Annotated in this window: 23 protein-coding genes; 17 read left to right on the top strand and 6 right to left on the bottom strand. The window is 59.0% G+C overall.

Annotated elements, in window-relative coordinates:
- The first annotated feature begins 9 nt into the window (after nt 1–9).
- From QOM10_RS29450 to QOM10_RS29370, 17 genes are all read left to right on the top strand, one after another.
- A complete protein-coding gene (locus QOM10_RS29450; RefSeq protein WP_007911909.1) occupies nt 10–807 on the top strand; it encodes a ParA family protein in 798 nt (265 codons plus the stop codon).
- Between the two features lie 9 nt (nt 808–816).
- The gene (locus tag QOM10_RS29445; protein WP_116028606.1) at nt 817–1,689 is read left to right on the top strand and encodes a ParB/RepB/Spo0J family partition protein; all 873 of its coding nucleotides are present in this window, start codon (nt 817–819) and stop codon (nt 1,687–1,689) included.
- Between the two features lie 148 nt (nt 1,690–1,837).
- Entirely contained in the window at nt 1,838–2,245 is a 408-nt protein-coding gene (locus QOM10_RS29440) for a F0F1 ATP synthase subunit I (protein ID WP_008084411.1), read from the top strand.
- A gap of 16 nt (nt 2,246–2,261) precedes the next feature.
- Nucleotides 2,262–3,131, top strand: coding sequence for a F0F1 ATP synthase subunit A (gene atpB / locus QOM10_RS29435; RefSeq protein ID WP_007911917.1), 870 nt, complete (start codon nt 2,262–2,264; stop codon nt 3,129–3,131).
- Nucleotides 3,132–3,264: 133 nt separating this feature from the next.
- On the top strand, nt 3,265–3,522 hold the full coding sequence (atpE, locus tag QOM10_RS29430; protein ID WP_003097235.1) for a F0F1 ATP synthase subunit C: 258 nt from the start codon (nt 3,265–3,267) through the stop codon (nt 3,520–3,522).
- A 59-nt stretch (nt 3,523–3,581) separates the two neighbouring features.
- A complete protein-coding gene (locus QOM10_RS29425; protein WP_003229781.1) occupies nt 3,582–4,052 on the top strand; it encodes a F0F1 ATP synthase subunit B in 471 nt (156 codons plus the stop codon).
- Between the two features lie 12 nt (nt 4,053–4,064).
- A complete protein-coding gene (locus QOM10_RS29420) occupies nt 4,065–4,601 on the top strand; it encodes a F0F1 ATP synthase subunit delta (protein WP_007911956.1) in 537 nt (178 codons plus the stop codon).
- Nucleotides 4,602–4,622: 21 nt separating this feature from the next.
- Nucleotides 4,623–6,167 carry a F0F1 ATP synthase subunit alpha gene (gene atpA, locus QOM10_RS29415; protein WP_016984064.1) on the top strand — a complete coding sequence of 515 codons (1,545 nt, stop codon included), beginning with the start codon at nt 4,623–4,625 and terminating at the stop codon, nt 6,165–6,167.
- A 50-nt stretch (nt 6,168–6,217) separates the two neighbouring features.
- Entirely contained in the window at nt 6,218–7,078 is an 861-nt protein-coding gene (gene atpG / locus QOM10_RS29410; RefSeq protein WP_007911960.1) for a F0F1 ATP synthase subunit gamma, read from the top strand.
- A 27-nt stretch (nt 7,079–7,105) separates the two neighbouring features.
- Nucleotides 7,106–8,485, top strand: a complete 1,380-nt coding sequence (gene atpD / locus QOM10_RS29405) for a F0F1 ATP synthase subunit beta (RefSeq protein WP_016984062.1) — start codon at nt 7,106–7,108, stop codon at nt 8,483–8,485.
- A 45-nt stretch (nt 8,486–8,530) separates the two neighbouring features.
- The gene (locus QOM10_RS29400) at nt 8,531–8,956 is read left to right on the top strand and encodes a F0F1 ATP synthase subunit epsilon (RefSeq protein WP_053125284.1); all 426 of its coding nucleotides are present in this window, start codon (nt 8,531–8,533) and stop codon (nt 8,954–8,956) included.
- 118 nt (nt 8,957–9,074) lie between these two features.
- The gene (glmU, locus tag QOM10_RS29395; RefSeq protein ID WP_316917365.1) at nt 9,075–10,442 is read left to right on the top strand and encodes a bifunctional UDP-N-acetylglucosamine diphosphorylase/glucosamine-1-phosphate N-acetyltransferase GlmU; all 1,368 of its coding nucleotides are present in this window, start codon (nt 9,075–9,077) and stop codon (nt 10,440–10,442) included.
- 161 nt (nt 10,443–10,603) lie between these two features.
- Entirely contained in the window at nt 10,604–11,380 is a 777-nt protein-coding gene (locus tag QOM10_RS29390; protein WP_110718201.1) for a DeoR/GlpR family DNA-binding transcription regulator, read from the top strand.
- A gap of 2 nt (nt 11,381–11,382) precedes the next feature.
- Nucleotides 11,383–13,215 (top strand): glutamine--fructose-6-phosphate transaminase (isomerizing), encoded by a 1,833-nt coding sequence (gene glmS, locus QOM10_RS29385; RefSeq protein ID WP_316917364.1) that lies wholly within the window; start codon nt 11,383–11,385, stop codon nt 13,213–13,215.
- A gap of 76 nt (nt 13,216–13,291) precedes the next feature.
- Nucleotides 13,292–14,209, top strand: a complete 918-nt coding sequence (locus QOM10_RS29380; RefSeq protein ID WP_316917363.1) for a LysR family transcriptional regulator — start codon at nt 13,292–13,294, stop codon at nt 14,207–14,209.
- Nucleotides 14,210–14,323: 114 nt separating this feature from the next.
- On the top strand, nt 14,324–14,950 hold the full coding sequence (locus QOM10_RS29375; RefSeq protein WP_127930329.1) for a glutathione S-transferase family protein: 627 nt from the start codon (nt 14,324–14,326) through the stop codon (nt 14,948–14,950).
- A 45-nt stretch (nt 14,951–14,995) separates the two neighbouring features.
- Nucleotides 14,996–17,026 carry a pyridoxamine 5'-phosphate oxidase family protein gene (locus QOM10_RS29370; protein ID WP_316918407.1) on the top strand — a complete coding sequence of 677 codons (2,031 nt, stop codon included), beginning with the start codon at nt 14,996–14,998 and terminating at the stop codon, nt 17,024–17,026.
- 134 nt (nt 17,027–17,160) lie between these two features.
- On the opposite strand, the gene QOM10_RS29365 is transcribed toward QOM10_RS29370, so the two are convergent.
- Genes QOM10_RS29365 through QOM10_RS29340 form a run of 6 tightly spaced genes read right to left on the bottom strand, consistent with a single transcriptional unit; the run spans nt 17,161 to nt 24,263 of the window.
- The gene (locus QOM10_RS29365) at nt 17,161–18,291 is read right to left on the bottom strand and encodes a glycosyltransferase family 4 protein (protein WP_316917362.1); all 1,131 of its coding nucleotides are present in this window, start codon (nt 18,289–18,291) and stop codon (nt 17,161–17,163) included.
- A complete protein-coding gene (locus tag QOM10_RS29360) occupies nt 18,292–19,422 on the bottom strand; it encodes a glycosyltransferase family 4 protein (RefSeq protein WP_127930327.1) in 1,131 nt (376 codons plus the stop codon).
- Nucleotides 19,406–20,773: a glycosyltransferase family 4 protein gene (locus tag QOM10_RS29355; protein ID WP_127930326.1), complete on the bottom strand. Its 1,368-nt coding sequence runs from the start codon at nt 20,771–20,773 to the stop codon at nt 19,406–19,408. The genes QOM10_RS29360 and QOM10_RS29355 overlap by 17 nt, the downstream gene beginning before the upstream one ends.
- On the bottom strand, nt 20,770–22,023 hold the full coding sequence (locus QOM10_RS29350) for an ABC transporter ATP-binding protein (RefSeq protein ID WP_316917361.1): 1,254 nt from the start codon (nt 22,021–22,023) through the stop codon (nt 20,770–20,772). The genes QOM10_RS29355 and QOM10_RS29350 overlap by 4 nt, the downstream gene beginning before the upstream one ends.
- Complete coding sequence (locus tag QOM10_RS29345) at nt 22,023–22,820, bottom strand: ABC transporter permease (protein ID WP_093429564.1); 798 nt, start codon at nt 22,818–22,820, stop codon at nt 22,023–22,025. The genes QOM10_RS29350 and QOM10_RS29345 overlap by 1 nt, the downstream gene beginning before the upstream one ends.
- Complete coding sequence (locus QOM10_RS29340; protein ID WP_150749908.1) at nt 22,821–24,263, bottom strand: mannose-1-phosphate guanylyltransferase/mannose-6-phosphate isomerase; 1,443 nt, start codon at nt 24,261–24,263, stop codon at nt 22,821–22,823.
- Nucleotides 24,264–24,265 lie beyond the last annotated feature (2 nt).

Below are 24,265 nucleotides of genomic sequence, written 5' to 3'. Positions count from 1 at the left end.
CAAGCAAGAATGGCTAAGGTATTCGCGATAGCGAACCAAAAGGGTGGTGTGGGCAAGACCACCACCTGCATCAACCTCGCAGCATCCCTGGTCGCGACCAAGCGCCGGGTGCTGTTGATCGATCTCGATCCACAGGGCAACGCCACCATGGGTAGCGGTGTGGATAAGCACGGCCTGGAAAATTCGGTCTACGACCTGTTGATCGGCGAATGCGATCTGGCCCAGGCCATGCACTATTCCGAGCACGGCGGTTATCAACTGCTGCCGGCCAACCGCGATTTGACGGCGGCCGAAGTGGTTCTGCTGGAAATGCAGATGAAGGAAAGCCGTCTGCGCAGCGCGCTGGCGCCGATCCGCGAAAACTACGATTACATTCTGATCGACTGCCCTCCGTCGCTGTCGATGCTGACGCTGAACGCATTGGTTGCTGCAGACGGGGTCATTATCCCGATGCAGTGCGAGTACTTTGCGCTCGAAGGTCTCAGCGACCTTGTGGATAACATCAAGCGCATCGCCGAACTGCTCAATCCGAACCTGAAAGTCGAAGGCCTGCTGCGGACCATGTATGACCCGCGCCTGAGCCTGATGAATGACGTTTCGGCGCAGCTCAAGGAACACTTCGGCGAACAGCTCTACGACACGGTGATCCCGCGCAACATCCGTCTGGCCGAAGCGCCGAGCTACGGCATGCCGGCGCTGGCCTACGACAAACAATCGCGTGGCGCCCTGGCTTATCTGGCCCTGGCCGGCGAGATGGTTCGCCGTCAGCGCAAAAATTCACGCATCGCCGCCGCTCAGGCAACTTAAGGAATCCCCATGGCCGTCAAGAAACGAGGTCTCGGACGTGGACTGGATGCACTGCTGAGTGGTCCGACCGTCAGCGCGCTGGAAGAACAAGCCGCGCAGGCTGACACCCGTGAGTTGCAACACCTGCCGCTGGATCTGCTGCAGCGTGGCAAATACCAGCCGCGCCGGGATATGGATCCGCAGGCGCTGGAAGAACTGGCGGCGTCGATCAAGGCGCAAGGCGTGATGCAGCCGATCGTGGTGCGCCCGATTGGCGGGGGCCGCTTTGAGATCATCGCCGGTGAACGCCGCTGGCGCGCGAGCCAGCAAGCCGGGCAGGAAACCATCCCGGCAATGGTTCGCGATGTGCCGGATGAAACGGCGATCGCCATTGCGCTGATCGAGAACATCCAGCGCGAAGACCTCAATCCGATCGAAGAAGCGGTGGCCCTGCAGCGTTTGCAGCAGGAATTCCAGCTGACTCAGCAGCAAGTTGCCGAGGCTGTGGGTAAGTCCCGCGTCACTGTGGCTAACCTGTTGCGGCTTATTGCACTGCCGGAAGTCATCAAGACCATGTTGTCTCACGGCGACCTGGAAATGGGTCATGCCCGTGCTTTGCTCGGTCTGCCGGACAATCAGCAGGTGGAAGGGGCGCGACATGTTGTCGCACGCGGTCTTACCGTGCGCCAAACTGAAGCACTGGTTCGCCAGTGGTTGAGTGGCAAACCGGAGCCTGTGGAAGCGAGCAAACCCGACCCGGATATCGCCCGTCTCGAACAGCGTCTGGCCGAGCGCCTAGGCTCTGCGGTGCAGATTCGCCACGGGAAGAAGGGAAAGGGTCAGTTGGTGATCGGTTATAACTCGCTCGATGAGCTTCAAGGTGTGCTCGCACACATCCGCTGAAACATTTCCTCATGTAGCGCGCAGTCGGAAATCACTACCTGACAGTTGAATAGGGGCAGAACCGCCCCTATACTCTGCGCGCATTTTGTCGGCACAAATTATGCCAAGTTATTGAATTCTGGCAGCCGACCATTGGAGAGCAAACGTGATGGAAACCCGCAAGCCAAACCGCCTGCCGTTCCATCGCCTGGCGGTTTTTCCGGTGTTGATGGCTCAATTTGTCATTTTGCTCATTGCCGCTTTGGCGCTCTGGCAATGGCACGGAGTCGTTGCCGGATACTCGGGACTTTGCGGAGGCCTGATAGCCTTGCTGCCCAATGTTTATTTTGCTCACAAGGCATTTCGGTTTTCCGGCGCCCGAGCAGCCCAGTCCATCGTCCGGTCATTTTATGCCGGCGAGGCAGGCAAACTGATTTTGACGGCAGTGCTCTTTGCACTGGTGTTTGCAGGTGTGAAGCCACTGGCGCCGATAGCAGTATTCGGCGTGTTCGTGCTGACTCAGTCGGTCAGCTGGTTCGCTCCCCTGCTGATGAGAACAAGACTTTCGAGACCTTAGGGCGTTTGAGGCAACCATGGCAGAAACAACCGCTTCGGGCTATATCCAGCACCACTTGCAGAACCTGACCTTCGGTCAGCTACCTAACGGCGGCTGGGGCTTTGCCCATACCGCAGCAGAGGCCAAAGAAATGGGCTTCTGGGCTTTCCACGTCGATACTCTCGGCTGGTCGGTCGCGTTGGGTCTGATCTTCGTTCTTCTTTTCCGCATGGCGGCAAAGAAAGCGACTTCGGGTCAGCCGGGTGCTTTGCAGAACTTCGTTGAAGTATTGGTCGAATTCGTCGATGGCAGCGTGAAAGACAGCTTCCATGGCCGTAGCCCGGTGATTGCACCGTTGGCACTGACCATCTTCGTCTGGGTGTTCCTGATGAACGCCGTCGACCTGGTACCGGTCGACTGGATTCCTCAGCTGGCCATCCTGATCTCCGGCGACCACCACATCCCGTTCCGTGCCGTGTCGACCACCGACCCGAACGCGACCCTGGGCATGGCGTTCTCGGTTTTCGCACTGATCATTTTCTACAGCATCAAGGTCAAGGGCTTCGGCGGCTTCATCGGCGAACTGACCCTGCACCCGTTCGGCAGCAAGAACATCTTCGTTCAAGCCCTGCTGATCCCGGTGAACTTCCTGCTGGAATTCGTGACCCTGATCGCCAAACCGATCTCTCTGGCTCTGCGTCTGTTCGGCAACATGTATGCCGGCGAGCTGGTGTTCATTCTGATCGCTGTGATGTTCGGCAGCGGCCTGCTCTGGCTGAGCGGCCTGGGCGTTGTTCTGCAGTGGGCGTGGGCTGTGTTCCACATCCTGATCATCACGCTGCAGGCGTTCATCTTCATGATGCTGACCATCGTCTACCTGTCGATGGCGCACGAAGAAAACCATTAAGACCAGTCTCGACTAGTCTGATGTCCTTCCCGGTCAAACGGGAAGGGGCTCTTCACAGGGCACCTGAAACGATTTGTTTTACCGCTTTAATCTAAAAAACCTAAACCATACGACGTAAAAGTCGGGAGGAAAGATGGAAACTGTAGTTGGTCTAACCGCTATCGCTGTTGCACTGTTGATCGGCCTGGGCGCACTGGGTACCGCAATTGGTTTCGGCCTGCTGGGCGGCAAGTTCCTGGAAGGCGCAGCGCGTCAGCCAGAAATGGTTCCAATGCTGCAAGTTAAAATGTTCATCGTTGCCGGTCTGCTCGACGCCGTAACCATGATCGGTGTTGGTATCGCTCTGTTCTTCACCTTTGCGAACCCGTTCGTTGGTCAGATCGCTGGCTAATTACCCGGATTTTTCCGAGTAATTTGATGTGATGGACAACGTAACTGCGAGGTGTTGGCGTGAACATTAATGCGACCCTGATTGGCCAGTCCGTTGCGTTCCTGATTTTTGTACTGTTCTGCATGAAGTATGTATGGCCTCCGGTCATCGCTGCTCTGCACGAACGTCAAAAGAAGATCGCTGATGGTCTGGACGCTGCCAGCCGTGCAGCTCGCGACCTGGAGTTGGCCCAAGAAAAAGCGGGTCAGCAACTGCGCGAAGCGAAAGCTCAGGCAGCTGAAATCATCGAGCAAGCCAAGAAACGCGGTAACCAGATTGTCGAAGAGGCCGTTGAAAAGGCCCGTGTCGACGCTGACCGTGTGAAGGTTCAGGCTCAAGCCGAGATCGAACAGGAACTGAACAGTGTCAAAGACAAGCTGCGCGCCCAAGTGGGTTTGCTGGCTGTCGGCGGCGCCGAGAAGATCCTGGGTGCCACAATCGATCAAAACGCGCACGCAGAGCTGGTTAACCAACTGGCTGCTGAAATCTAAGCGAGGGCGATCATGGCAGAACTGACCACGTTGGCCCGACCTTACGCTAAGGCGGCCTTCGAGCACGCTCAGGCCCACCAGCAACTGGCCAATTGGTCAGCCATGCTCGGCCTGGCTGCAGCGGTGTCACAAGATGACACCATGCAGCGCGTGCTCAAGGCCCCGCGACTGACGAGCGCAGAAAAGGCCGCCACGTTTATTGACGTGTGCGGCGACAAGTTTGATGCCAAGGCACAGAACTTCATCAATGTCGTTGCCGAAAACGACCGTCTCCCGCTTCTGCCGGAGATTGCCGCTCTTTTCGACCTGTACAAGGCCGAACAAGAGAAGTCGGTAGACGTTGAAGTGACCAGTGCTTTTGCATTGAACCAAGAACAGCAAGACAAACTCGCCAAGGTTCTCAGTGCACGACTCAACCGGGAAGTGCGCCTGCAAGTTGCGGAGGATGCTGCCCTTATAGGTGGTGTCGTCATCCGCGCCGGCGACCTGGTTATCGATGGCTCGATTCGCGGCAAAATCGCGAAACTTGCCGAAGCATTGAAATCTTGAGTTTGAAGGGGCAGCAGAGCAATGCAGCAACTCAATCCTTCCGAAATAAGTGAAATTATCAAGGGCCGCATCGACAAGCTCGATGTGACCTCCCAAGCCCGTAACGAAGGCACTGTCGTCAGCGTATCTGACGGCATCGTGCGGATTCACGGTCTGGCCGACGTCATGTACGGCGAGATGATCGAGTTTCCGGGCGGCGTCTACGGTATGGCCCTCAACCTGGAGCAAGACTCCGTAGGTGCCGTTGTACTGGGCGCTTACCAGTCTCTGGCTGAAGGCATGAGCGCCAAGTGCACCGGCCGCATCCTCGAAGTTCCGGTTGGTAAGGAACTGCTGGGTCGCGTAGTCGACGCACTGGGTAACCCTGTTGACGGCAAAGGTCCACTGGGCAACACCGAGACCGACGCGGTCGAGAAAGTTGCACCGGGCGTGATCTGGCGTAAGTCGGTAGACCAGCCTGTACAGACTGGCTACAAGGCTGTCGATGCCATGATCCCTGTCGGCCGTGGCCAGCGTGAGCTGATCATCGGTGACCGTCAGATCGGTAAAACCGCTCTGGCGATCGACGCGATCATCAACCAGAAAGACAGCGGCATTTTCTGCGTCTACGTAGCCATTGGTCAGAAGCAATCGACCATCGCCAACGTGGTTCGCAAGCTGGAAGAAAACGGCGCCCTGGCCAACACGATCATCGTGGCTGCCAGTGCTTCGGAATCTCCTGCGCTGCAGTTCCTGGCACCGTACTCCGGTTGCACCATGGGTGAATTCTTCCGCGACCGCGGTGAAGACGCGCTGATCGTTTATGACGATCTGTCCAAGCAAGCAGTGGCTTACCGCCAGATTTCCCTGCTGCTGCGCCGTCCACCAGGCCGTGAAGCTTACCCAGGCGACGTGTTCTATCTCCACTCCCGTCTGCTGGAGCGCGCATCCCGCGTTTCGGAAGAATACGTAGAGAAGTTCACCAACGGCGCAGTGACCGGCAAAACCGGTTCGCTGACCGCACTGCCGATCATCGAAACCCAGGCTGGCGACGTTTCCGCGTTCGTTCCGACCAACGTGATTTCCATCACCGACGGTCAGATCTTCCTGGAATCGGCCATGTTCAACTCGGGCATCCGTCCTGCAGTGAACGCCGGTGTTTCGGTATCCCGTGTGGGTGGTGCCGCTCAGACCAAGATCATCAAGAAGCTGTCCGGTGGTATCCGTACCGCTCTGGCTCAGTACCGTGAACTGGCGGCATTCGCCCAGTTCGCTTCTGACCTGGACGAAGCGACCCGTAAGCAACTTGAGCATGGTCAGCGCGTTACCGAGCTGATGAAGCAGAAGCAATACGCACCAATGTCGATCGCTGACATGGCGCTGTCGCTGTATGCCGCTGAGCGTGGGTTCCTGACTGACATTGAAATCGCCAAGATCGGCAGCTTCGAACAAGCGCTGATTGCTTTCTTCAACCGCGATCACGCCGATTTGATGGCCAAGATCAACGTTAAAGGTGACTTCAATGACGAAATCGACGCTGGCATGAAAGCCGGTATCGAGAAGTTCAAGGCCACCCAAACCTGGTAAGCCGCAGCGGGAGCCGCGAGGCTCCCGCTTGCTAACCTGATAGGTGTTACATGGCAGGCGCAAAAGAGATTCGCAGTAAGATTGCGAGCATCAAAAGCACGCAAAAGATTACCAGCGCCATGGAAAAAGTGGCGGTCAGCAAAATGCGCAAGGCACAAATGCGCATGGCTGCTAGCCGTCCTTATGCGGAGCGTATCCGCCAGGTAATTGGGCATCTGGCCAACGCCAACCCGGAATACCGCCACCCGTTCATGATCGACCGCGAAATCAAGCGCGTTGGTTATGTTGTGGTGAGCAGTGACCGTGGTCTGTGCGGCGGCTTGAACACCAACCTGTTCAAGGCCCTGGTCAAGGACATGGCGGTAAACCGCGAAAACGGCGTCGAGATTGATCTGTGTGTCGTTGGTAGCAAGGGTGCGGCCTTTTTCCGCAACTTCGGCGGTAACGTCGTTGCAGCTATCAGCCACCTGGGTGAAGAGCCGTCGATCAATGATCTGATCGGCAGCGTCAAGGTGATGCTGGATGCCTACCTGGACGGCCGTATTGACCGCCTGTCCGTGGTGTCCAACAAGTTCATCAACACCATGACGCAACAGCCTACCGTGGAGCAGTTGATTCCATTGGTGGCGACCCCGGATCAGGATCTCAAGCACCACTGGGACTATCTCTACGAACCGGATGCCAAAGAGCTGCTTGACGGCTTGATGGTCCGCTACGTTGAGTCGCAGGTCTACCAGGCGGTGGTCGAGAACAACGCGGCTGAACAAGCTGCGCGGATGATCGCGATGAAGAACGCTACCGACAACGCCGGTGATTTGATCAGCGATTTGCAGCTGATCTACAACAAGGCGCGTCAGGCTGCGATCACCCAAGAGATCTCGGAAATCGTCGGCGGCGCTGCCGCGGTTTAACGGTTCAAATATTCAGAGGATCCAGCTATGAGTAGCGGACGTATCGTTCAAATCATCGGCGCCGTTATCGACGTGGAATTTCCACGCGACAGCGTACCGAGCATCTACAACGCTTTGAAAGTTAAAAGCGATGCCGGCACCACTCTGGAAGTTCAGCAGCAGCTGGGCGACGGCGTGGTTCGTACCATTGCGATGGGTTCCACCGAGGGCTTGAAGCGCGGTCTGGAAGTTACCGACTCTGGCGCAGCCATCTCCGTACCGGTCGGTAAAGCGACCCTGGGCCGGATCATGGACGTCCTCGGTAACCCGATCGACGAAGCTGGCCCGATCGACACCGAAGAGCGTTGGGGCATTCACCGTCCAGCGCCTTCGTTCGCTGAACAGGCAGGCGGCAACGACCTGCTGGAAACCGGCATCAAGGTTATCGACCTGGTTTGCCCGTTCGCCAAAGGCGGTAAAGTCGGTCTGTTCGGTGGTGCCGGTGTAGGCAAAACCGTAAACATGATGGAACTGATCCGTAACATCGCCATCGAGCACAGCGGTTATTCCGTGTTCGCCGGTGTGGGTGAGCGTACTCGTGAGGGTAACGACTTCTACCACGAGATGAAGGACTCCAACGTTCTGGACAAAGTGGCACTGGTTTACGGTCAGATGAACGAGCCGCCGGGTAACCGTCTGCGCGTAGCACTGACCGGCCTGACCATGGCCGAGAAGTTCCGTGACGAAGGTAACGACGTTCTGCTGTTCGTCGACAACATCTATCGTTACACCCTGGCCGGTACTGAAGTATCCGCACTGCTGGGCCGTATGCCTTCGGCAGTAGGTTACCAGCCGACCCTGGCTGAAGAGATGGGCGTTCTGCAAGAACGTATCACTTCGACCAAGGAAGGTTCGATCACTTCGATCCAAGCGGTATACGTACCTGCGGATGACTTGACCGACCCGTCGCCAGCGACCACCTTCGCCCACTTGGACGCCACCGTCGTTCTGTCCCGTGACATCGCTTCCCTGGGTATCTACCCGGCAGTAGATCCACTGGATTCGACTTCGCGCCAGCTGGACCCGAACGTAATCGGCCAGGACCACTACGACACCGCTCGCGGCGTTCAGTACGTTCTGCAACGTTACAAAGAGCTGAAGGACATCATCGCGATCCTGGGTATGGACGAGCTGTCGGAAGCCGACAAGCAGTTGGTAAACCGTGCTCGTAAGATCCAGCGCTTCTTGTCGCAGCCGTTCTTCGTGGCTGAAGTCTTCACCGGTGCTTCGGGTAAATACGTTTCCCTGAAAGACACCATTGCTGGCTTCAAAGGCATCCTCAACGGTGACTACGACCACCTGCCAGAACAAGCGTTCTACATGGTTGGCGGCATCGAAGAAGCGATCGAGAAAGCCAAGAAACTGTAATCCCGGCGCCCGGCAACGGGCGCTAATTTAGGTTGAGGCAATCAGATGGCTATGACAGTCCATTGCGATATCGTCAGCGCGGAAGGGGAAATCTTTTCCGGCCTGGTCGAGATGGTGATTGCGCACGGTGCACTGGGTGATCTTGGTATCGCTCTGGGTCACGCGCCGCTGATCACTAATCTGAAGCCAGGTCCGATCCGCCTGATCAAGCAAGGCGGGGAAGCCGAGGTGTTCTACATCTCCGGTGGTTTCCTCGAGGTTCAGCCGAACATGGTCAAAGTGCTTGCCGATACCGTGCAACGTGCCGCCGACCTGGATGAAGCTCAAGCTCAAGCAGCTCTCAAGGCTGCCGAGCATGCTCTGCATGAAAAGGGCGCTGATTTCGACTACAGCGCTGCGTCAGCACGTCTGGCCGAGGCTGCAGCTCAGCTGCGCACCGTCCAGCAGATCCGCAAGAAGTTTGGCGGTTAATCCGTCATCCGCTTGTTGTGCGATTGATAAAAAAGGGTAGCCTCGGCTACCCTTTTTTCTTTTCCGAATTCCCGAAACCCGGTCGCAGTTGCTGACCACCCAGGATTGGTAGCCAGTCATGTCTCTTGAAATCGTTATCCTCGCGGCCGGTCAAGGCACCCGTATGCGTTCGGCACTGCCGAAAGTACTGCATCCGATTGCCGGCAATTCCATGCTGGGGCATGTTATCCACAGTGCTCGGCAACTTGATCCACAGCGCATCCATGTCGTGATCGGCCATGGCGCGGATGTGGTGCGGGAACGTCTGGCCGCTGATGATCTGAATTTCGTCCTGCAGGACAAGCAACTCGGTACCGGTCACGCCACCGCTCAAGCGGTGCCGTTCATTACTGCCGATACCGTGCTGATCCTCTACGGTGACGTGCCGTTGATCGAAGTCGAAACCCTGCAGCGTCTGCTCAAGCACGTCGTGCCTGGGAAGATGGGTTTGCTCACCGTGGAACTGGACGACCCGACCGGTTACGGCCGTATCGTGCGCGATGCCGACGGCAAGGTCGCAGCCATCGTTGAACACAAAGATGCCAGCGAAGCGCAACGCGCAATTACTGAAGGTAATACCGGTATCCTCGCTGTCCCGGCCAATCGTCTGGCCGACTGGATGAGTCGCCTGTCGAACAACAATGCCCAAGGCGAGTACTACCTGACCGACGTGATCGAAATGGCGGTGAGTGATGGCCTGGTTGTCGCCACCGAACAACCGCACGATCCGATGGAAGTGCAGGGCGCCAACGATCGCAAGCAACTGTCCGAGCTGGAGCGCCACTACCAGTTGCGCGCTGGCCGTCGGTTGATGGCCCAAGGCGTCACCCTGCGTGACCCGGCGCGTTTCGACGTGCGAGGCGAAGTCACCGTGGGTCGCGACGTGCTGATCGACATCAACGTGATCCTCGAAGGTAACGTTGTCATCGAAGACGACGTGGTGATCGGCCCGAACTGTGTGATCAAGGACAGCACCCTGCGCAAAGGTGTGGTGATCAAGGCCAACTCGCACATTGAAGGTGCCGTTCTGGGCGAGGGCAGTGATGCCGGACCATTTGCGCGTCTGCGTCCAGGCACCGTGCTCGAAGCGCGTGCGCATGTGGGTAACTTTGTTGAATTGAAAAACGCCCACATGGGCGAAGGCGCCAAGGCAGGTCATCTGACTTATCTGGGCGATGCCGAAATCGGTGCGCGTACCAACATTGGCGCCGGCACCATTACCTGCAACTACGATGGCGCCAACAAGTGGAAAACCGTGCTGGGTGCTGACGTGTTCATCGGTTCCAATAATTCGCTGGTCGCGCCTGTGGATATCTCCGACGGTGCAACCACGGCGGCCGGGTCGACCATTACGCAGAATGTGGATAACGCACAGTTGGCCGTGGGCCGAGCGCGGCAGAGAAATATCGACGGTTGGAAACGGCCGGAGAAGATCAAGAAGAGCTGAGTTATCCACAGCGGCTTTTTGAAGATCAAAAGATCGCAGCCTTCGGCAGCTCCTATGGGGACTGTTGAGGGTTGCGATTTTTTTTGGACGACAGCTTGACGATTTAGAGCCGATAGGTTTTGATTGCTTCCGATATCTTTCGAATCGAAACTTAAGTCGCCATGTCGAAACGCAACACGCCGCAACGCCGCCACAACATCCTCGCCTTGCTCAACGAGCAGGGCGAAGTCAGTGTGGATGAACTGGCCAAGCGCTTCGAAACCTCCGAAGTTACGATTCGCAAGGATCTCGCCGCGCTGGAAAGCCACGGTCTGTTGCTGCGCCGCTACGGCGGGGCGATCACCATGCCGCAGGAACTGGTCGCGGAAACGGCGCAGAGCGTTTCCAAATACAAACAGGCGATTGCCCGCGCGGCGGTGAAACGCATCCGCGAACACGCACGGATCATCATCGACAGCGGCAGTACCACCGCTGCAATGATCCCGGAACTTGGCCAACAGCCAGGCCTGGTGGTGATGACCAACTCCCTGCACGTCGCCAACGCCTTGAGCGAACTCGAGCACGAACCGGTGCTGTTGATGACCGGTGGCACTTGGGATCCGCATTCGGAGTCCTTTCAGGGCCAGGTTGCCGAGCAAGTACTACGCTCTTACGACTTCGACCAGTTATTCATCGGCGCCGATGGCATCGATCTGGTGCGTGGCACCACCACCTTCAATGAGCTGCTCGGTTTGAGCCGGGTCATGGCTGAAGTGGCGCGGGAAGTCATCGTCATGGTCGAGGCCGACAAGATCGGTCGCAAGATTCCCAATCTGGAGCTGCCATGGAGCAGCGTCCATACCCTAATTACCGATGATCGCCTGCCTAGCGAGGCACGCGATCAGATTCAGGCCCGCGGTATCACCGTGATTTGCGCGGCTGTCAGTCAGGAGAAATAAGCATGTGTGGAATTGTCGGCGCAGTTGCTGAACGTAATATCACCGCCATCCTGCTCGAAGGCCTCAAGCGCCTTGAATACCGCGGCTACGACAGCGCCGGTGTCGCGGTCTTCACCAACGACGAAACCCTCGAGCGCATGCGTCGCCCGGGTAAAGTCAGCGAACTCGAAGCGGCGCTGGCCGAACACCCGTTGGTCGGCCGTCTGGGCATTGCCCACACCCGCTGGGCAACCCACGGCGCACCCTGCGAACGCAACGCCCACCCGCATTTCTCCGGCGACATCGCGGTGGTGCACAACGGCATCATCGAAAACCACGAAGCCCTGCGTGATCAACTGAAAGCGCTGGGTTACGTGTTTACTTCGGACACCGATACCGAAGTTATCGCCCATCTGCTCAACCACAAGCTCAAGGATCAGCCTGACCTGAGCGTCGCTCTCAAGGCGACGGTCAAGGAATTGCACGGTGCTTATGGTCTGGCCGTGATCAATGCCAAGCAGCCGGATCGTCTGGTTGCCGCGCGCAGTGGCAGTCCGTTGGTGATTGGGCTGGGCCTGGGCGAGAACTTCCTCGCCTCCGATCAGTTGGCGCTGCGTCAGGTCACCGACCGCTTCATGTACCTGGAAGAAGGCGATATCGCCGAAATTCGCCGCGATAACGTGCAGATCTGGGACATCAACGGCAACGTCGTCGAGCGCCAGACCGTGCAGTACAGCGACGGTGCCGAAGCCGCCGACAAAGGTGAATACCGCCACTACATGCTAAAGGAAATCCACGAGCAACCGACCGTTGTGCAGCGCACCCTCGAAGGTCGCCTGAGCAATGATCAGGTGCTGGTGCAAGCATTCGGCCCACAAGCGGCCGAGTTGTTCGCCAAAGTGCGTAACGTACAGATCGTCGCCTGCGGCACCAGCTATCACGCGGGTATGGTCGCGCGTTACTGGCTGGAAGAACTGGCCGGCATTCCGTGCCAGGTCGAAGTCGCCAGCGAATTCCGCTATCGCAAAGTGGTGGTGCAGCCGGACACCTTGTTCGTGACCATCTCGCAGTCCGGCGAAACCGCCGACACCCTCGCTGCGCTGCGCAATGCCAAAGAGCTCGGCTTCCTTGCCAGCCTGGCGATCTGCAACGTCGGCATCAGTTCGCTGGTGCGCGAATCTGACCTGACCCTGCTGACTCAGGCCGGCCGCGAAATCGGTGTCGCCTCGACCAAAGCCTTCACCACGCAACTGGTCGGTCTGTTGTTGCTGACCCTGTCGCTGGGTCAGGTGCGCGGCACGTTGGCCAATGGCGTTGAAGCGCGTCTGGTCGAAGAACTGCGTCGCCTGCCAACCCGTCTCGGCGAAGCGCTGGCCATGGACAGCACCGTGGAAAAGATCGCCGAGCTGTTCGCCGAGAAGAACCACACTCTGTTCCTCGGTCGTGGCGCGCAATTCCCGGTGGCAATGGAAGGTGCCCTGAAACTCAAGGAAATCTCCTACATCCACGCCGAAGCCTACCCGGCCGGCGAGCTGAAACACGGCCCACTGGCGCTGGTGGATAACGACATGCCGGTGGTTACCGTGGCGCCGAACAACGAACTGCTGGAGAAGCTCAAATCCAACCTGCAGGAAGTCCGCGCCCGCGGCGGCGAACTGGTCGTGTTCGCCGACGAGAAAGCCGGGATGACCAACGGCGAAGGCACCCACGTCGTGCAGATGCCGCATATCCACGACATCCTCTCGCCAATCCTCTACACGGTTCCGCTGCAGTTGCTGTCGTACTACGTTGCGGTGCTCAAGGGCACGGACGTCGATCAGCCGCGTAACCTGGCGAAGTCGGTGACGGTGGAATAAGTTATCCACAGCTGACATCGACACAAAAAAATCGCAGCTCCGGCTGCGATTTTTTGTATCTGACTTGAGAGGTTCCATGGATCGCTTCCAGGAAATGCACGTCTTTACCACTGTCGCCCAAGAGCAAGGTTTCTCCGCCGCCGCGCGGCGTCTGGGTCTCTCTGCGGCCAGCGTCACGCGGGCGGTGGCGGCGCTGGAGTTGCGCATCGGCACGCAGTTGTTGATCCGCACCACGCGCAGTGTGCATTTGAGCGAAGCGGGGCAACGGTATCTTGAAGATTGCCGGAGGATTCTCGCCGAGGTGCAGGAAGCCGAGGATTCGGCGGCGGGCAGTCATGCCGAGCCGCGTGGGCAACTGACGGTGACGGCGCCGGTGTTGTTCGGTGATTTGTTTGTGACGCCGGTGATGGCGAGTTATCTCGCGCAGTATCCGGATGTCACGATCAATGCCGTACTGGTTGATCGTATCGTCAACATGGTTGAGGAGGGCATCGATGTCGCGGTGCGCATTGGTGATCTACCGGACAGCAGTCAGCATGCTGTTCGCGTGGGTGAGGTGCGTCGGGTCATTTGCGGCTCGCCGGACTACTTTGCCAAATATGGCCGGCCGGCTCATCCCCACGCATTGGCTGGCGCGCCGGTGGTGGCGACTTCAGCGATCGGTCAGCAGCGCAGTTGGCCGTTTCTCGACGCGGGCGAACCGCTCAGCGTGCGTCCTGAGCCGCGTCTGATCGTTACCGCCAATCAGGCTGCGATTACAGCGACTTGCATGGGGTTGGGTTTGACTCGAGTGTTGTCCTATCAAGTGGCGAGCCAGGTTGCCGCCGGCACACTGGAAATCGTCCTCGCGGAATTCGAACTGCCGCCGCTGCCGATCCATGTCGTGTATCAGGGGGGGCGCAAGGCTCCAGCGCGGATCCGCAGTTTTGTCGATTTCACGGCAGAGGCTTTGCGCGAACATCCAGCGTTGAAAAATGCAGCGTTATTTCACTAAGTGAAATAATCGATTGCGTTTGCTGGTGATTCTGTTGTTTTCGCGATCAGCGCAAGATGACCTCCATCGGCGCGCTCATCCCCGCAGCGGCGCCCCTGTTCAGCGGAGTCGACCATGCAAGCGATCAAACTCTACAACTTTCCACGTTCCGGCCACGCCCACCGTGTCGAGCTGATGTTGTCCCTGCTGCAATTGCCGACCGAGCTGATCTTTGTCGATCTGGCCAAAGGTGAACACAAGCAGCCAGCGTATCTGGCGATCAACAGCTTCGGGCAGGTGCCAGCAATCGATGACGACGGCGTGGTGCTGGCCGATTCCAACGCAATTCTGGTGTATCTGGCGCAGAAATACGGCAATGGTCGTTGGCTGCCCGCTGACCCGGTGGGTGCGGCACGGGTGCAGCGCTGGCTGTCGGCGGCCGCCGGGCCGATTGCATTCGGACCCGCTGCGGCGCGACTGGTCACGGTGTTTGGCGCACAGCTGAATGCTGATGAGGCGATTACCCGTGCGCACAACCTGCTCAAGGTAATGGAAGCCGAGTTGGGTAAAACGGCGTATCTGGCCGGCGACGAACCGACCATTGCCGACGTGTCGGCCTACAGTTACATCGCCCATGCGCCGGAAGGCAACGTGTCGCTGGATGATTACACCAACGTCCGCGCCTGGCTGGCCCGGGTTGAAGCCTTGCCCGGTTTCGTCGGCATGCCACGCACGGTTGCCGGTCTGCAAACCGCAGTCTGATTCTCACAATCCACGCTGTGCCGAGGGTGCAGGGGAGAGGTCATGATGGAACGTTCACCGTGGCACGCTGGCGAGCAACAGTTGCAAGCGAAAGTCGGGGTTGCCGAACGCATGGAAGCCTTCGGGCGTAAGGTGATTCGCACCTGGATGCCGGACCAGCACCGTGAGTTCTATCAGCAATTACCCTTCATGTTGTACGGCGCAGTTGATGCAGATGGGCGCCCGTGGGCCAGTGTGCTCGAAGGCGCGCCGGGGTTTGCCCATTCGCCGGATCCCGAGCATCTGCATTTCGCCAGCCAGCCTGCTGCCGATGACCCGGCGCAACTGCGTAACGGCGAACCGATCGGCTTGCTCGGCATCGAGTTGCACACCCGCCGGCGCAATCGCCTCAATGGTCATGTCGGCAATCTGAGCGCTCATGGTTTTGATGTGAGCGTGGATCAAGCCTTCGGCAACTGCCCGCAGTACATTCAACTGCGCCAGTTTCAGCGTGTGCCGTTGACGGATCCGCAGACGCGTCCGGCTGAGCATCTGAACGGCCTCGATGATGCGGCCATCGCGCTGATCGAGGGCGCCGATACTTTTTTCGTCGCCAGTTATGTGGATGTCGACGGCCAGCGGGCAGTGGATGTTTCTCATCGTGGCGGCCAGGCCGGGTTCGTGCGGGTGGAGGGCAATCGTCTGACCATCCCCGATTTCGCCGGCAATCTGCACTTCAACACCCTCGGCAATTTGCTGCTCAACCCCAAGGCTGGTCTGCTGTTCATCGACTTTTCCACAGGCGACGTGCTGCAACTCAGCGGGCGTACCGAGATCATTCTTGAAGGCCCGCAGATTGAGGTGTTTCAAGGTGCTGAACGCCTGTGGACATTTGATGTGGAAAAACTGGTGCGGCGCCCGGCGGCATTGGCCTTGCGCTGGCGCTTCGACGGCATGTCGCCGACCAGTCTGTTGACCGGTAACTGGGCCGAGGCGGACGCACGTTTACAGGCGCAGGCGCTGGGCAATCAATGGCGGCCACTGCGGGTGACGAAGATCGAAGCGGAGAGTCAGCACATTCGCTCGATCTATCTGGAGCCCGCCGACGGTGCCGGTTTGCCGGTGTTTCTTGCCGGTCAGCATCTGCCGCTGCGTTTCACCGTTGATGGCGAGGTGCACATTCGCACCTACAGCCTTTCGAGTGCGCCATCCGATGGTTTCTATCGGATCAGCGTCAAGCGCGAGGGCCTGATTTCATCGCATCTGCATGAGCAAATTAATGTCGGCGATGTGCTGGAAGCGCGGGCGCCGCAGGGGCATTTCACCGTGAAGCCGTTGGAGCACCGCCCTTTGGTGTTGTTGGCGGCCGGTGTAGGAATCACGCCTTTGCTGTCGATGCTGCGCGAGGTGGTGTACCAAGGCCTACGGACGCGAAGGATTCGTCCGACGCTGTTGTTGCAGAGTTCACGCAGCTTGGCCGATCAACCGTTTCGCAAGGAGCTGGATCGGTTGCTCGAAACGGCAGGCGATTCGGTACGAGTTCTGCGTTTGCTCAGCCAGCCGGAAGCTGAACTGCACGAAGGTGAGGATTTCGATCTGTCGGGGCGTATCGACGCGCAAGTGCTGAGAAACGTGCTGGATGCCGAGGACTTCGATCAGCTCGACTTTGTCCTCTGCGGCCCCGGCGGTTTTACTCAAGGCTTGTACGACACCCTGCGCGAACTGGACGTGCGCGATGCGCAGATTCATGCGGAAACCTTCGGCCCGTCGACGCTGAAACGTCAGGCTGATCCGGACGCGATCGTCATCGAACAACCGCCTGCTGCGACCACATCGGTGCCGGTGGTGTTCGAGCGTTCGGCGAAAGAGGCGCGTTGGCAGCCGGATGGCGGGAGTTTGCTGGAACTGGCGGAAAGTCGCGGGTTACGCCCGGAATTCAGTTGCCGGGGAGGTTCTTGCGGTACCTGCAAGACCCGGCTGGTCAGCGGTGCAGTGAATTATCCACAGGTGCCGGCAGACGTTCCGGAAGCGGGTCACGTGCTGATCTGCTGCGCGGTCCCGGCACAAAGCCCGCAACCGCTGATCCTTGACCTGTAACTGAAAACACCACAACACCCTGTGGGAGCGAGCCTGCTCGCGAAAGCGTCAGGTCAGTCGACATCATTGTCGCTGATCCACCGCCATCGCGAGCAGGCTCGCTCGCACATTTGGGTATATGTTTCAGCCTGAAATCAGGCGTAGGACAGGTTCTTTTCTTCCAGCAATTCCTGATACAACGCCGTCCATTTACGGCCCATGTCGTCGGCTGTGAATAACTGCCGATAACGCGCTTCAGCTTTGACCCCCATCGCTGCAGCACGCACCGGATCCTCCCACAGCGTGCGCATCGCCTCGCGAAACGCCTGTGGATGACTCGGCGGCACGACCAATCCCGTCTCGTTGTGGATATTGATGTAACTGGTGCCAGTGCCGATCTCACTGGAGATCATCGGCTTGCCGTACATCGCGCCTTCCAGCAAGGAAATGCCGAATGCTTCCGAACGCAGGTGTGACGGGAAAACAATCGCGTAGCTCAGTTGCAGCAGCGCGACCTTGTCTTCGTCACCCAGACGTCCGAGGAAGTGAATGTTGCGCAGGCCCAGCGCCTGCGCCTGCGCGTGCAGCTCCAGCTCCAGTGGCCCGGCACCGACAATGACCACGGGATAGTCCACGTCTTTCAGGGCCTCAAGCAGAATGTGCAGGCCCTTGTAATAACGCATCACGCCGACAAACAGAAAAAACTTATCCCCAAGCTGTTGGCGCCAGCGGTTCATGCGCTCGGTTTCCGGCTGTGGATAACCCGACTTGTTCAAACCGTAAGGAATTACCCGGGTCTTGTCCTGGAACTGCTGTAACACATCGCTGGTGTGCAGATAGTTGGGTGACGCGGCAACGATGCGGTCGGCGCTGGCAAGAAAACGATTCATCAACGGTCGGTAGAGTTTGAGCAGGTGCTTCTGGCGGATGATGTCCGAGTGGTAAGTCACCACGCTCGGTTTGTTCATCGCACTGGCGAAATGCACCAGGTCCATGAACGGCCACGGAAAGTGGTAATTGACCACGTCGGCCTCGGCTGCCATTTCGCGAAACTGTTTGAACACGCTCCAGGAAAAACCGGTGGAGGCGAACTGGATGTCGAGTCTGGCCCGGTGCACTTCGTGCTGACCCAACTGCACCACGGGCGGTGTCGGGTCGGCACTGAGCGTCAGCACCTGGCCGTCGATACCGTGCTGGGCGCCGCTTTCGCAGAGCTGGAAAATCACTTGCTCAATGCCGCCGACCGAGTCAGGCAGGTACGTCTTGAAAAAATGAAGAACTCGCATTCAACCTCCCATGGCCTGGCGGTAGGCACCGGCCGTGGCCTGTGCACAACGCTTCCAGGAAAAAAGCCGTGACTGCTGCAACCCGGCTTCTCGGCATGCCTGCCAATGCGCTTGATCGTCGATCAGTCGGCTCAGCGCATCACGCAGGCCTTCTGCATCGTCAGCTTCAATATAGTTGCCCGCTGCACCGGCGACTTCCGGCATCGCCGAAGAACGCGTGAGCACCACCGGTGTGCCACTGGCCATGGCCTCCAGTACCGGCAGACCGAACCCTTCATACAGTGATGGAAAAATCAGCGCCCGGGCGCCGGCCAGCAATTGGGCGACCTGTTCATCGAGCAGATAACCGAGCAGGCACACATGCCCGCTGGCCAGCGCCTGGCGCAACGGTTCGCTGAACTGTTCGCGCTGCCACCCGGCCATGCCGACAATCAGCAATGGAAAACGCTGACGCACCGCCTCCGGTAACAGGGCATGGGCGCGCAGGGCGAGGCCAAGGTTCTTGCGTGGCTCCAGCGTGCCGACACAAAGGAAATACTCCCGCGACTCCACCGCATGCGCCTTGAGCACCGCGTCAATGGCGCTGGCCTCGCGCGGATGAAAGCGCTCGGCAACCCCCAGCGGGGCCACCACAAAACGTTCGGCTGGCAGGCCGAAATAATCCTGGGCTTCGTCGGCAATCGCCTGTGAATCGGTGAGAATCACCTGCGCCTGTTGGACACCGGCGGCCAGTCGGCGCTCGATCTCCTTGAGCCGTGCCGGTGGCTGGGTCTCAGGGAAATGCAGGTGAGTCAGGTCGTGCAGGGTGATCACCGTCGGGCCATCGAAGGCCAGTGGCCACAGGCTCGGCTCGTGATAGAGGTCGATACCTTGCGCGCGGCCCTGATCGAAGCGTTTCTGCTCCAGCCAGCGGCGCGCCTGATAGGCGCCGGGGATTTGCCGCAGCAGTGGCGTCAATCGTGAGTAACCGGGCATGGCCGCTTCCGGCAGTGCCGAACTCCAGCCCCACCCGTGGAACAACGTCACGTCCACGTCGGGTTCATTGCGCAAGGCGTTGACCAGTTCAGCGACGTATTGGCCGATGCCGGTGCGCGGTGCCTGCAGAATGCGCGCGTTAAGAGCAATGCGCATGCTGACTCGCTGGCGCCGTTGGCGCTCCCAGAACGTTACGCGCACTGCGTTCGACCAGTTGCAGGCTCGCTTCCCGCCAGCCGATCCACTGCCAATCGGCAACATCGCGAGCTGCGGGGAACTGGCCGTTGCGCTGAAATCCGATAATCAACCGGGCGAGGCTTTGCGGATCCTGCAGATCGAAGTAGGCCATGAACTCGCCGCCAATTTCGCGGAACACCGCAATATCACTGCCCATCGCCGGCAATCCACGCTGCATGGCCTCCACCAGCGGCAAGCCAAACCCTTCGACGAACGAAGGGAACACCAACGCACTGGCGTGGGCGTAAGCGTGTTCCAGGCTGGTGTCGCTGAGGTCGTTGAACATGAACAGGCGCTGGTTCAACTCGGGATGATTGCGCACCCGGGCGAGCAGGGCGTCGCATTTCCAGCCGACCCGCCCGGCGATGCACAGCCGTGCGGTTGAGCCAGCGGCCCAGGCGTGCTCGAAGGCATCAAGCAGATAGGCGTGGTTTTTGCGCGGCTCGATGGTGCTGACCATCAGGTAGACCGGCTCAGAGGTAGTGAACAGTTGCTTCAGGCGCGGCTCGACCATTGCCACGTCGTTGTGCAGATCCAGTTCGGAACCCAAGTGAAAGAAATCGAACCAGCGTTGATGGGTTTGCTCGACACCGATTCGCTGGCGCAACTCTTCACGCACCTGATCGCGCACCGTGGCGGAAATCGCCATGTAGCCATCCGCTGTGCGGGTGATCCAGTCGAACCACTCACTGAAAACCTCGACCAGACGTGTGTCGTAAAACTGTGGGTGAGTCAGCGGGATCAGGTCGTAGATCACCGCGATCATACCGACGCCGTCACGTTTGAGCCGTTCGACGTGGGCGAAAAGATCCGAGTGCCATGACGAATCCAGTAGCACCAGTTGATCGCCCGGCTGGTGTTGCAGCGGTGAGCAACGTTTGAGCAGTTGCCTGCGATTGATCCGCCGGATCAGGCGGATCGGCAGGCCGAAGGCTGCGAAGATCGTCAGTCGGTAGCCGACATATAAAACCCGTCGCGCCAGTTTTGAGTTGAGTTGCGCATCACGTCGCTGATGCCACTGCCAGAAGCGATGAGCGAGGCGTTCCAGTCGTCCGCCGAAGGTTTCAAGCGTGTTGAAAAAAGGCGTATCGAACGGTGCCAGTTGCAACACGCGATAAAGCTCGCCATTGAGTACCACCACCGGCATGCACTCCACACCTGCGGCGCTGGCGGGCAGTTGCTTGATGACGTTGCGCACCACTCGCTGAATACCCGAATTGATGGCCGGGTGTTTGAACACATGGGTGCATTCGACCAGCAAGCGGGTCATGGCGCACGCTCTGCGTGCCGGGCCGCGGTGTCGCGAGTGATGGTGGTCTTGGCGCCGAGCCATGAGCAGCCGACGAAATCTTCCTGACGGTTGTTGATCACGTGGAATACCAACCCGTAGTCGCGCCATTCGAAATTGCGATCGAGGTGCGAGTCCAGACGCGACAGGCTCAGCGACACTGAATAATTGCCTTTGCCCAAACCCATGATGAACGAGAAGCGGTAGGTGAAGCGTTCGCCGGCGTGCAGGTCGGTCAATGCCTTGTCGAGGCGATGGGTGTTGATGCCGTACATCATCTGACCCAGCCGATCCTTGAGGATAAAGCCCAGCACCAGCCGTTCGATGTCCTTGCGCACCTCGACCTGAACTTCGAGCACCACCGGTTGGCCGACTTCGGCGGCGTCGATGCTGCGATCGTTTTCATCGAGCAGGCGCACGCCGAGAATCGCCGCTTCGCCGGTGCCTGATATCGTTTGCACTTCGCCGCCAGCGAGCATTTCCTGACGGACGATCTGGCCTTCGCGTTCGGCCATCAGCGCGTTGTAGTAGTCGAGCACCGGTTCCGGTTTGCCGTACATGGCCATGCGGCCGTCCTTGAGCAGGATGGCCGAGTCGCAGATCGACTGAATCGCCGAGCGGTCGTGGGACACGATCAGCAGCGTGGTGCCGGATTTGCGGAAGCTGCGGATGCGTTCGAAGCTTTTGTGCTGGAAGTAGGCGTCGCCCACCGACAGTGCCTCGTCGACGATAAGGATGTCCGGGCGCCGCGCCGTGGCAACGCTGAACGCCAAGCGCATCTGCATGCCGCTGGAATAGGTTCGCACCGGATGGTCGATGGCGTCGCCGATCTCGGCGAAATGCTCGATGTCGGGCATCAGTGCTTCGATTTCTTCGAGCTGCATGCCCAGCAACTGACCGGCCATGATTGCGTTCTGGCGACCGGTGAAATCCGGGTGGAAACCCATGCCCAGCTCCAGCAGCGCGGCCACGCGGCCTTGCAGTTCGATCTTGCCGGTGGTGGGTTGGGTGGTGCCGGTGATCATTTTCAGCAAAGTGCTTTTGCCCGCGCCGTTGGCACCGACGATGCCCACCGCTTCACCGGGGGCGATTTCGAATTCGACGTCCTGCAGCACCCAGTGCTGGTGGTGGCGGATCGGCGAAAACGGAATCAGCCACTCAGCCAGTCGGCTCCAGCGGTTGGGATATTGTTTGTAGGCCTTGCTCAGGCCGGTGACGCGAATATGCCCCATCAGAGTTCATCCACCATTTCGCCAACGCGCTGGCGAAACAGCCGTAGACCGATCAGACAAAACAGCACCCCCGTGACGAAGATCGGCAGCAGCGAGCTCCAGACCGGCCACTGTCCGTAGAGAAACAGGTTCTGATAACTGCTGAACAGGTTGGTCAGCGGATTGAGTTGCAACAGGCGCTGCACCCATTCCGGCAGGATCGTGATCGGGTAAACGATCGGCGTCAGCCAGAACCAGAATTGCAGGCAGATGCCGAAGAGCTGGCCGACATCGCGGAAGAACACGTTCAATACGCCGAGCACCATGCCCAACCCGGCGCAGAACATCATTTGCAGGGCGATCAATGGAATCAGCGCCAGCAGCGCCATGCCCGGCCAGCGCCCGGTGATCAGCAGAAAGCCGAGAAACAGACTGATGATGATCGCGAAGTTGATCCCGGCATTGCACAGGACGATGACCGGCAGGCAGATCCGCGGGAAGCTGATTTTCTTCAGCAGGTTGGCGTTTTCCAGAAACATGTTCTGGCTGCGCAAGGTGATTTCGGAAAACAGCCCCCACGCCAGCAACCCGGCGCAGAGGTAGACACTGTAGGCCATGCTGTCATCCACACCCGGCAAACGGGCGCGCATGATGTGGGAAAAGATCACGGTGTAAACAATGATCATCGACAGCGGATTGAAAATCGGCCACAAGGCGCCGAACAGCGAATTGCGGTATCGCGCTTGAAACTCTCGCTGCACGCTGCCGAGGATGAAACCCCGGTAGCCATGCAACGAGCGGTACAGGGAAAGCAGCATTTAAACCGTCCTGCCGTATTGGTCTTCGAAGCGGACGATGTCGTCCTCTCCCAGGTATTCGCCGCTTTGCACTTCGATGATCACCAGATCGATCACCCCAGGGTTTTCCAGACGATGCTTGTGGCCGGCGGCGATAAAGGTTGATTCGTTCTTGGCCACCAGCGTCGTGCCGGAGCCGTTGTTGGTGACCTTGGCCATGCCTTCGACAACCACCCAGTGTTCGTTGCGGTGATGGTGCATTTGCAGGGACAGCTTGCCACCGGGTTTGACCACGATGCGCTTGATCTTGAAGCGCGGGCCTTCCTCCAGAACGGTGTAGGTGCCCCACGGTCGACTGACGGTACGATGCAGCCGATAGGCTTCGTGGGATTTGTCCTTGAGCTGCTTGGCCACGCGCCGCACGTCCTGCGCACGGTCGGCGTGGGCCACCAGCACCGCGTCGGCGGTGTCGACCACGATCAGGTTATCCACACCCACCGTCGCTATCAGTCGGCCTTCGCTCTGCACGAAGTTGTTGTGGCTGTCGATGAAGATGGCTTCGCCGCTGGCGCGGTTGTTGTCGGCATCGGCCGGGACCAATGCCGCGACGGCACCCCACGAACCAATGTCGCTCCAGTCGAATCCGGCGGGAACCACGACGACTTTTTCCGAGCGCTCCATCAGCGCGTAGTCGATCGAGATGTCAGTGATTTCCGCGAACAGTGCCGGCGACAGTTCCTGTTGCAGGCAGCCGACCGTTTCAATCGGCGCGCTGACGTCCATGCAGGCGCGGGTCTGCTCCAGCAACTCGGGCGCGTGCGATTGCAGTTCAGCAATCAAGGTCGCGGTGGTGAAGCAGAACATTCCCGAATTCCACAGGAAGTTGCCGCTCTCCAGATAATGCGTGGCAGTTTGCAGGTCGGGCTTCTCGACGAAGCGCTGCACTTTCGCCGCGCCTTTGGCGTCCAGCGGCGCCCCGGTCTCGATGTAGCCGAAGCCGGTTTCCGGTGCGGTCGGGATCACGCCGAAGGTCACCAGATAACCGTCCCTGGCCAGATGGACTGCGTGCTCGACCGCGGTTTTCAGTGCGTCCTGATTGACGATCAAATGGTCGGCGGGCATCACCACCATGATCGCGTCGTCACCGTGCAACGCTTGCAGCGACAACGCCGCTGCAGCGATGGCCGGCGCGGTGTTGCGCCCGCTCGGCTCGAGCAGGAAGTGCCCGCGATGACGCGATACGTGGGCGGCGCAATAGTGATCCTTGCTCTGGAAGTAGTACTCGCGATTGGTCACCGTGACGATGTCGCCCCAGCCGTCGAGCAAAGCCGCCGCGCGCTGATAGGTCTTGCCGAGCAGCGACTGGCCGTCGGGCAGGGTCATGAACGGCTTGGGATGGCCCTCGCGGGACACCGGCCACAAACGGGTGCCGGCACCGCCGGACAGAATCACGGGGATCAGCATGG

The organism is Pseudomonas sp. P108 (assembly GCF_032613195.1).
Lineage (GTDB): Bacteria > Pseudomonadota > Gammaproteobacteria > Pseudomonadales > Pseudomonadaceae > Aquipseudomonas.
This window is presented reverse-complemented; position numbering and strand designations above follow the sequence as displayed.

Coding starts and splice junctions, on each gene's coding strand:
- QOM10_RS29450 (WP_007911909.1), top strand. CDS start 10: ATGGCTAAGGTATTCGCGATAGCGAACCAAAAGGGTGGTGTGGGCAAG.
- QOM10_RS29445 (WP_116028606.1), top strand. CDS start 817: ATGGCCGTCAAGAAACGAGGTCTCGGACGTGGACTGGATGCACTGCTG.
- QOM10_RS29440 (WP_008084411.1), top strand. CDS start 1,838: ATGGAAACCCGCAAGCCAAACCGCCTGCCGTTCCATCGCCTGGCGGTT.
- atpB (WP_007911917.1), top strand. CDS start 2,262: ATGGCAGAAACAACCGCTTCGGGCTATATCCAGCACCACTTGCAGAAC.
- atpE (WP_003097235.1), top strand. CDS start 3,265: ATGGAAACTGTAGTTGGTCTAACCGCTATCGCTGTTGCACTGTTGATC.
- QOM10_RS29420 (WP_007911956.1), top strand. CDS start 4,065: ATGGCAGAACTGACCACGTTGGCCCGACCTTACGCTAAGGCGGCCTTC.
- atpA (WP_016984064.1), top strand. CDS start 4,623: ATGCAGCAACTCAATCCTTCCGAAATAAGTGAAATTATCAAGGGCCGC.
- atpG (WP_007911960.1), top strand. CDS start 6,218: ATGGCAGGCGCAAAAGAGATTCGCAGTAAGATTGCGAGCATCAAAAGC.
- atpD (WP_016984062.1), top strand. CDS start 7,106: ATGAGTAGCGGACGTATCGTTCAAATCATCGGCGCCGTTATCGACGTG.
- QOM10_RS29400 (WP_053125284.1), top strand. CDS start 8,531: ATGGCTATGACAGTCCATTGCGATATCGTCAGCGCGGAAGGGGAAATC.
- glmU (WP_316917365.1), top strand. CDS start 9,075: ATGTCTCTTGAAATCGTTATCCTCGCGGCCGGTCAAGGCACCCGTATG.
- QOM10_RS29390 (WP_110718201.1), top strand. CDS start 10,604: ATGTCGAAACGCAACACGCCGCAACGCCGCCACAACATCCTCGCCTTG.
- glmS (WP_316917364.1), top strand. CDS start 11,383: ATGTGTGGAATTGTCGGCGCAGTTGCTGAACGTAATATCACCGCCATC.
- QOM10_RS29380 (WP_316917363.1), top strand. CDS start 13,292: ATGGATCGCTTCCAGGAAATGCACGTCTTTACCACTGTCGCCCAAGAG.
- QOM10_RS29375 (WP_127930329.1), top strand. CDS start 14,324: ATGCAAGCGATCAAACTCTACAACTTTCCACGTTCCGGCCACGCCCAC.
- QOM10_RS29370 (WP_316918407.1), top strand. CDS start 14,996: ATGGAACGTTCACCGTGGCACGCTGGCGAGCAACAGTTGCAAGCGAAA.
- QOM10_RS29365 (WP_316917362.1), bottom strand. CDS start 18,291: ATGCGAGTTCTTCATTTTTTCAAGACGTACCTGCCTGACTCGGTCGGC.
- QOM10_RS29360 (WP_127930327.1), bottom strand. CDS start 19,422: ATGCGCATTGCTCTTAACGCGCGCATTCTGCAGGCACCGCGCACCGGC.
- QOM10_RS29355 (WP_127930326.1), bottom strand. CDS start 20,773: ATGACCCGCTTGCTGGTCGAATGCACCCATGTGTTCAAACACCCGGCC.
- QOM10_RS29350 (WP_316917361.1), bottom strand. CDS start 22,023: ATGGGGCATATTCGCGTCACCGGCCTGAGCAAGGCCTACAAACAATAT.
- QOM10_RS29345 (WP_093429564.1), bottom strand. CDS start 22,820: ATGCTGCTTTCCCTGTACCGCTCGTTGCATGGCTACCGGGGTTTCATC.
- QOM10_RS29340 (WP_150749908.1), bottom strand. CDS start 24,263: ATGCTGATCCCCGTGATTCTGTCCGGCGGTGCCGGCACCCGTTTGTGG.